Origin of the sequence: Paenibacillus sp. 598K (assembly GCF_003851045.1) — a bacterium.
Taxonomy (GTDB): Bacteria; Bacillota; Bacilli; order Paenibacillales; family Paenibacillaceae; genus Paenibacillus_D.
The window spans coordinates 452-879 of the sequence record NZ_BFBX01000374.1; the positions used below are offsets into that span (position 1 = coordinate 452).

A 428-nucleotide genomic window follows, 5' to 3' on the forward strand; every position below is an offset into this window, starting at 1 on the left:
AGCTCGTTGAGCAGCAGCGCAAAGGCGATCGAAGCCGGGAAGATGATGATCAGCGAATAAAAGCTCATCAGGAAGGTATTTTTCAGGAGCCGCCAGAAGTAATAGCTCTCAAAAAACTTCTCGAAGTTGCGAAAACCTATCCATGGACTATTGTCGATCCCAAGGTACGGGTTGAACTGCTTGAAGGCAATCAACGCGCCGTACATGGGCTTGTATTCGAAGATAAGGAAAAACAGGATCGGCGGAAGCAGCATCAAATACAAATAACGGTTGGCCACTACGCGCCTTAACAGCGCTGGCAATCTGGCGGCTGAAGGCTTGCCGGCGGCATTCTTCGATGATATAGCCATCATGGCCTCCTTTCCGGAATAGACACTGCGGTTGCGGAGTGACTAGGGTGTTTGCAAACTACCCTCGGAGTATGCAGA

Annotated in this window: 1 pseudogene; it reads right to left on the minus strand. The window is 50.2% G+C overall.

Annotated features, from left to right (window positions below):
- A pseudogene (locus tag PA598K_RS35540) lies at nucleotides 1–350 on the minus strand (sugar ABC transporter permease); the annotation flags it as partial.
- Between the last annotated feature and the right edge of the window lie 78 nt (nucleotides 351–428).